Genomic DNA, 6,786 nt, shown 5'->3' on the forward strand with positions numbered 1-6,786 from the left:
CCACCCCGCCGACCAGCAGTCCCGCCCGCCGGCACGCAGCAGGGGACCAGGCCCCACCTGGTCCTCGTACGCGGCTCCAACCCCCAAGGCAGAGCCGGGCGGTGAACAACCCTCGCTCGGCCGCACCATGGCGCTCACCAGCGACAGCGACGAGCCAGTACCTGTTCCCGAAGCCGCGGGGCCCTGCCCCGGACGAGACTGACCGGTCACGGATCACCCGGCCGTGACGAAGGCTTCGGTGACCCGATGTCAGCCGTCCCGCCGCTCGGCACACAGTGCAGCGCCGGTCGCCGGGCTTGACGCGGCGTCCGGGACTCGACTGTGGATGCGCGCCCCCGCCGCAGTGGCCGCAGGCAAGGTCTCCCGCGGCCCGTACCGAGCTCCCTACCCGTACGTGCTGGCGCAGCGGCACACGGACTTCACCCGACGGGTACGCCCTGTCGGCGGTCGAGGTCAAGAGGGCCGACTCGGCCCGGGGCACCCCCTTGACCCGCAGGTCACAGACCAGTCGGCGATTTCCGCCGCCCAGCTGTCACACCGCCGGATTTTCCAGCACCCGTAGGAACCGAAGGACCTGATCCTTCGCATCCGCCCGAGGCCACCGGCCAGTCAGACCCCACAAGCCGCGCCCCGCATGGGGGCGCCGCCACGACCCAGCGCACCGCGATCGCCGCCCAGCGGCGCCGGTGCGCCAGGAGAAGCGTGCCCAGCACAGCCGCCGTACCCCGGCCCGCAGCCCCGCCCCCGGCAGGAACGGCCACGCGCACTCCGCGCCGCCAGCGCGTGAAGGTGCCCCTGCGCCTGATCACCACATCGCACTACGCCGACATCGCGGTGAGCGTGTACGTGAAGATCGGAGCGCTGGCGTCACGGCCGGAGGGATGCACGGCTGCCACCGCGACGATCGCCGACTACCTGGGGCTGTCCAAGGCCTCCGTCGAGCGCGGCATGACCCAGTTGACCCGTCCCGGTCCCGACGGCGTCGTCGAGCTGTCCTCGGTGCGCCGCTCTCTGCCCGGCGGCTGCGGAACATCCGCGGTGCGCCGCACCCGGCCGCTCACCACGGCAGAACGCTTCGTGTGGATCCCGGTGGCTGCCGCCGAAGACCTCACTCCGCGGCAGCTGCGAGCGTACGCGCTCATCGCGTACGCGCAGGTCCAGGGGATCCCGCTGGCCGAGTCCGAGATCGCGGGGGCGCTTCACCATCACAGCGGGCGCAGGGCCGGCCAGCCGCTGACGGTCGCGGCGGCTGGCGAGATCGTCGATGCCCTGGAGGCCGCGCGGTGGGTCACTGTCGAGCGCCGGGCCGGCGCACACGGCCGCCACGGGTACATCGCCCACGACATCCCGCCGGACGTCTCCTCCACAGCTCCCCGTGGCCAGTGCTCCGGAGCAGGATCGACCTCTGGTGTTGATGAGGGATCGGGTTCGTCGGCTGATGCGGGATCGCTCGCGAACAAGGAAGTACCTAGAACTGACCGACCTGAAGACGAACGCGCGCTCCCCTCACCCGCCGTAGGCGAAGTACAGGTGGGTGAAGGTGTGCAAGACCGCGCTGTCCAGCCTCCGCGCACCGGGGCCGAGGGCGGGCTCGCGCTGCGCGCGGATGACCACCAGACCCCCTTGACCACCCCAGCCGACACCCCCTTGATCAGTCGGGAACGGAGCTACTTCGGGCCTCAGCTCACCGTCAGCGCGCGCGTCCACGCCGTCCTCAAACCGGTGGAGTGGCTCTATCGGCAGGCCACCGTCTACGTTCAGCGCCGCATCGCCCGCGAAGTCGGCCGTCAACTGCGCTCGGGGATCGACGACACCCGGCTCCAACACCGGCTGACCTCCCGGTATGCCCGCACCATGAACCACGACATCAAGGACCCCGGCCGGTGGATCCTCGGTGTCGGCCTGCCTCACTGGGGCTGCGGGATCCACGACTGTGAAGCCGGCGTGCTGTGGGGCAGCGGCCACCGCTGCTCGGTGTGCGAGGAGATCGTCCAGGATCGCCACCGTGATGAGCGGGCGGTAGAACCTGATGAGCCTCAGCACGGTGTTCGCCGCTTCAGCGCGCGCGGCATCGAGGCGGCCGGTGAGGCATGGCCGCTGGCCGCACCGTCTGCCCCCCGCGGCCAGTGCCGCGGTTGCGGGTGCCGCATCCTGCAGGTGAGGCAGGCGCTCGAGGATGGACTGTGCAAGCCGTGCCGCGCCGAGAAGGAAGGCGTGCTCACCATCGTGGGAGCCGGTGCGCGGCAGGTCACAGCGTGCGGTGGTTGGGACGGCAACGGATGCCCGCGCCCCGCTCTGGGTACGGCCGGCCTGTGCGTCCGGTGCCGTGCCCGGCGGCATCAGCGCGCTGCAGCGTGACCTGTCCTGCAGGGGCGAGGTACTACGGGGCGGGTGGTGACCTGTGGGTTGGCGACGACGTTCACTACCCGTCGTTCGTCCAGCTGCATTGCAGACGTCGGTCCGGGGCGGGTCGTCTCGACCTCAGGCGAGAGCCGTACGAGGCGCTGCTGTCTCCCCCTTGACCAGTACGCGAGCGAGATCCGTTTCTCCTGGACCAGTCGGTCGGTCCAGGAGAAACAACGGTTCGGTCGAATCGAGTGGAGTCGCAGTAGTTTCTCGTGGTCGGTCTGGCTAAGGAGCCGGGTCGCCATCCGTTCCCGAGCCTTCGTCATCGTCTCTCGCGGGACAGTGACGTTCATCGGAGGCACGGTCGGAGCCTCCTGCGTGGGTGCACCGGATGCGGGTGCCCGATGAGGGTCGGTGACATCGGCGCTCGGTACGGCGATGAATCACATCCGATGTCGGTTGCAGCGTCATCGCGATGAACGGCATTCACGCGGCGAGGCGCTGCTCGGCGCTGGCGCCGAATCCTCTCCCCTCACTCGATGCAATGAGGCGATGAACGGCATCGGCGGCCCGGTGAGTTTCATCGGGCGCTTCGTACGAAGCGATGCGCCGTGACGCGGTGGCCTCAGTCGCCAAGGCCGACGTCGCCCCTCGCCTGTCTCTTCCTGGCGGGCCCCGTGGACCTGGCCGACTGCGGCAGCGTGAGCGCCGCTGGCCGAGCGGTCGGCCCGCTCCCGGCCCGGTCGGCACCCCTTGACCACTGCCGACGCCTGCCCCTTGACCAGCACACGAGAACGGCACGTTTCCCCTGGACCAGACCCCCGGTCCAGGGGAAACGTGCGTCTCGGCGAGCGGGAGCAGGGCGCCGCCTCGGAACGGCCAGCCACTGACGCGCGGCCGGGTTACCCGGGATACCCACGGCTGATGGTCCGGGATGCGCACGCGGGAGGACAGCGACGGGGTCTTCGGTCCGTGACGAATCACGGGCCCGGGAAGATCCGGAGACCTGCGGCATCCGAGCACCCCCGCGAGCCCGAGTGAACCGGCGGGGAGCAGCGTCCCCTTCATTGCCTCCGCAACTCCGATGACGATGAGTGGGGAACATTCATCGGATTCGGATGCTCCGCATCAAGGCGCGTACATCCGATGCCACGTCTTCACCGTGAAGGGACGGCTCCCGTGCGCGGCCGATGAACCGCATCCGATGATTCATCCCCCTTCGCTCATCGCATCGGACTGGCGCGCACGATGAGCCGGCCCACGGCATGCCGCACTCGTCCGCGGTGTCACCGCCTCCCCTTTGTCCCGGCCCTTGTCCACGTCTCCTCGCCCCTTGACCTCCGTCCCCTTGTCCAGGCCGCCGACCGTCCCGTTCCCGCCGGTTTCACCTGGACCGCGCCTCAGCGGCTGCGTCGTCAGACCGCGGCCAAGGGGGTGGTCGGGAGCGTGAGCGCCATCCAGACCGGATGACGCGAAGGGACGGACACGGACGTGGCCACCACCAAGAACATCCAGGTGCTCGACTCCTCCGAGTCCGTGCTCCGCTACACCACCATCAGCTCGATGAACCGCGACTGGGACGTGCTCTGCGCGGACCTGCGCGCCGCCGATCACGTCGCCCAGTGGGCGCAGGAGCACCCGGAGCTTGCCGGTGCCGCGGGCCCGCAGGACGTGGTCGACACGATCGCCGACTACCACCGCCGACGTGATGCCGACAGCCACGATCGCGTGATGCGCCTGCTCGTCGAACGCGCGGCCATCGGTGGCTTCGACGGACAGATCGCCTGGCGCATCGCCGTGCGCATCCTGCTGCCAAAGGCGATCTTGATGGCCAAGACGCAGCGGCGGACCGGGCTGGCGTGGGACGACGTGTGCGCGGCGGTGTTCGGGGCGGCCTTCGAAGTGGTGCGCACCTATCCCCTGGAGCGGCGCCCTCAGCGCATCTACAACAACCTCGCGCTGGACACCCTGGCGCTGGCCCGCCGCACGCTCGCCTCCTACGTCGATCAGGCGGACGAGGTCCACGAGCTCGCTGCCACGGTCGCGCCGCTCGCCGAGGCCGAGGACCACGCGCGCTTCGCCCACGTGGTGGCGAGCGAGGACCCGGACACGCCACACGACACGGCCGAGCTCGCCGATCTGCTGCTGCGGGCAGCGCAGCTGGAACTCGTCGACGCCGATGAACCCGCCCTGTGCCGTCACGAAGCCCGGACCGAGGTGCTCGACCTGCTGCTGTGGGCGGTGGAGATCGGGGCGCTGAAGGTGATCGAAGCCCAGCGCATCGCCCGCTACTACCTGTCCGCTTCCACCCGCCCGGACCAGCAGTACATGACCACCCGGGTCATGGGCCACGAAGGCGCCCTGCTGCGGCAGCACGCCAGCCGCGCCGTCCGGACGCTGCGCACGAAGACGGATCTCTCCCAGTACCCCGCCGCCGCCTGAACGGCTCCCTGTCGCGGCAGTCGTCGAAGCCGCCCGAAAAGGCCCGGGACGAAGTGTCACACCGCGCCTGACCTCGACACCTGTAGCAACCGAGAGCCCAGCAGCCCCTCCAGCCCCGACCTCCGATCTCGATTCCCGGGAGAACCGACGTGACCACGACTTCGTCCCCACCCCGCACCGGCCGGCACCTCCTCGACGTCGACGAAGCGCGGGTCGCACGGGCCTCGCGGCGCCTGACACAGATCGCCGCCGCCCTGGTGAGCAGGCCGATGGACCGCCAGCTCCACGCCCAGATGCGGACCTTCCTCGACAAGGAGTCGGAGCCGGCTCTCGCGTCGTGGGACGTCCTGCTGGCTCGTACCCCGGACGAACTCAAGGAGCGCATCTCGACGGTGCTGACCGCTCAGGCCGTGCGGAGTGCCTCGTGAAGCGCCGGCGCCGTAAGCGCAGGGCGGACAAGCAGCAGCTCGTCGAGACCGCTGGGGCGGAGGCATGGGACGAGGACGCCGCACCGCCTAGGCAGCACGCGGCGGAGGATCCGGACGAAACCGGGTGGAAGACGAGCACCGCGCACATGTCCGGGATCGCCCGCCTGACCCGCATCGGCGTGTGGGCGCTGGTCACCTCCGGTCCCGTCATCGGCGTACTCGCTCTTACCGGGTCCTCGACTCCGGCGCAGGGGGCCGCCAAGTCGGTGGTCGTGTCCACGCCGGCGTCGGCAACCGGACCGGCCGGCTTCGCCAGCTTGTTCGTCGCCGCCTACCTCGACGCCGGGCAGGGCACCGAGCGGGACCTCACTCCCTACTACTCCGGGTCCGTCGTGCTGTCGGCCAAGCCCGGGGCCCGGGAAGCCACCCGGTCCACCGTGATCGCCTCCCGCGAGGTCCAGCCCGGCTACTGGTCGATCACCGTGGCGGCCGACGTCACCGCCAAGAACGACGCGGGCAAGGCGACCCGTCTCGGCGTCCAGTACTTCCGGGTCGGCGTCCAGGCGACCGGGCCGGCGTCCGCCGGGGGCACCTCGACGTCCGATGCAGCGGTGGCCGGCTACGCGGCGACGTCACTGCCGGCGCAGGTGGCCGCGCCGGCGTCGCTCAAGCCCGGCGCCCTGGTGTACGAGTCCGACCGCGGTACGAGCAGCACCGATCCGGCGGTCGAGACGGCGAAGGGGTTCCTGTCCGCTTACCTCACCGGGACGGCCGAGCTCGACCGTTACACCTCCCCCGGCGTGCGCCTGCAGGCCATCACGCCCGCCCCGTACTCCACGGTCAAGGTCACTGGTGTTCAGGACGACTCCAGCGGCTCCGAGCAGCAGAAGGTGCCAGCCGACGGCACGGAGCTTCACCAGCTGGTGAACGTCGATGCCGCGGACTCGGCGGGCAACACGGTCTCGCTGAGCTACGCGCTCACCCTCAAGTCCCGCGCGGGCCGCTGGGAAGTCGACTCCGTCGACGACGCCCCGGCCATCCGCGCGAGCAGTGCGCCCTCGACGACGGCGCGCACCCCCGCAGATTCCGACGCCGCGGCGGCCACGCCGTCGATCTCCTGAACAAGAAGAGGAAACGTTCATGCACGCGCTCTCAAACCCGGACCACGTCGTCCTCGCCGGCGACATCATGGACTGGGCCAGCCTCAAGCTCGGGCAGGTCCGCACCCTGGTTCTCACCGGGGCCGGCGTGATGGCGATCATCGCCGTACTGACCGCCTGGTGGAAGACCCGGTCCTGGGTCGCCGTCCTGGTCTCCTTCGTCCTGGCCGCCCTCGTGCTGTGGGGCATCAGCAATCTCGCGATCCTCAAGACCAAGGTCGGATCCGAGATCGACGACACCGCGGCCTCGGTCTCCGCCGTCCACGGCGCCGATGAGGCCCCCGTACTGACGGGTGAGGGCTGGCGGGTCTCGTGAGTGCCTCGGAGGAAGAGCTGATCGGGCGCTCGTACACGCGCGCCCGCAAGCACCCCCTGGTCATCGGCAAGCTCCCGGGAGCCGGCCGGCTCCC

At 70.4% G+C, this 6,786-nt stretch carries 7 protein-coding genes; all 7 read left to right on the forward strand.

Features of this window, described 5'->3' with window-relative positions:
- A partial coding sequence (locus AOK08_RS46865; RefSeq protein WP_206743409.1) for a hypothetical protein occupies positions 1-202 on the forward strand: 202 nt, incomplete at its 5' end.
- A gap of 500 nt (positions 203-702) precedes the next feature.
- A complete protein-coding gene (locus AOK08_RS32600) occupies positions 703-2,358 on the forward strand; it encodes a hypothetical protein (RefSeq protein WP_157876882.1) in 1,656 nt (551 codons plus the stop codon).
- A gap of 402 nt (positions 2,359-2,760) precedes the next feature.
- Positions 2,761-2,961: a hypothetical protein gene (locus tag AOK08_RS46105; protein ID WP_157876883.1), complete on the forward strand. Its 201-nt coding sequence runs from the start codon at positions 2,761-2,763 to the stop codon at positions 2,959-2,961.
- 876 nt (positions 2,962-3,837) lie between these two features.
- Entirely contained in the window at positions 3,838-4,788 is a 951-nt protein-coding gene (locus tag AOK08_RS32605; protein ID WP_055532789.1) for a hypothetical protein, read from the forward strand.
- Positions 4,789-4,937: 149 nt separating this feature from the next.
- Positions 4,938-5,216: a hypothetical protein gene (locus tag AOK08_RS32610; RefSeq protein ID WP_055532791.1), complete on the forward strand. Its 279-nt coding sequence runs from the start codon at positions 4,938-4,940 to the stop codon at positions 5,214-5,216.
- Positions 5,213-6,337, forward strand: coding sequence for a conjugal transfer protein (locus AOK08_RS32615; RefSeq protein WP_055532793.1), 1,125 nt, complete (start codon positions 5,213-5,215; stop codon positions 6,335-6,337). The genes AOK08_RS32610 and AOK08_RS32615 overlap by 4 nt, the downstream gene beginning before the upstream one ends.
- 19 nt (positions 6,338-6,356) lie before the next feature.
- A complete protein-coding gene (locus AOK08_RS32620) occupies positions 6,357-6,692 on the forward strand; it encodes a hypothetical protein (RefSeq protein ID WP_055532795.1) in 336 nt (111 codons plus the stop codon).
- The last annotated feature ends 94 nt before the right edge of the window (positions 6,693-6,786 follow it).

Source organism: Streptomyces graminilatus, from assembly GCF_001418565.1.
In the GTDB taxonomy this organism is placed as follows: Bacteria; Actinomycetota; Actinomycetes; order Streptomycetales; family Streptomycetaceae; genus Streptomyces; species Streptomyces graminilatus.

Coding starts and splice junctions, on each gene's coding strand:
- AOK08_RS32620 (WP_055532795.1), top strand. CDS start 6,357: ATGCACGCGCTCTCAAACCCGGACCACGTCGTCCTCGCCGGCGACATC.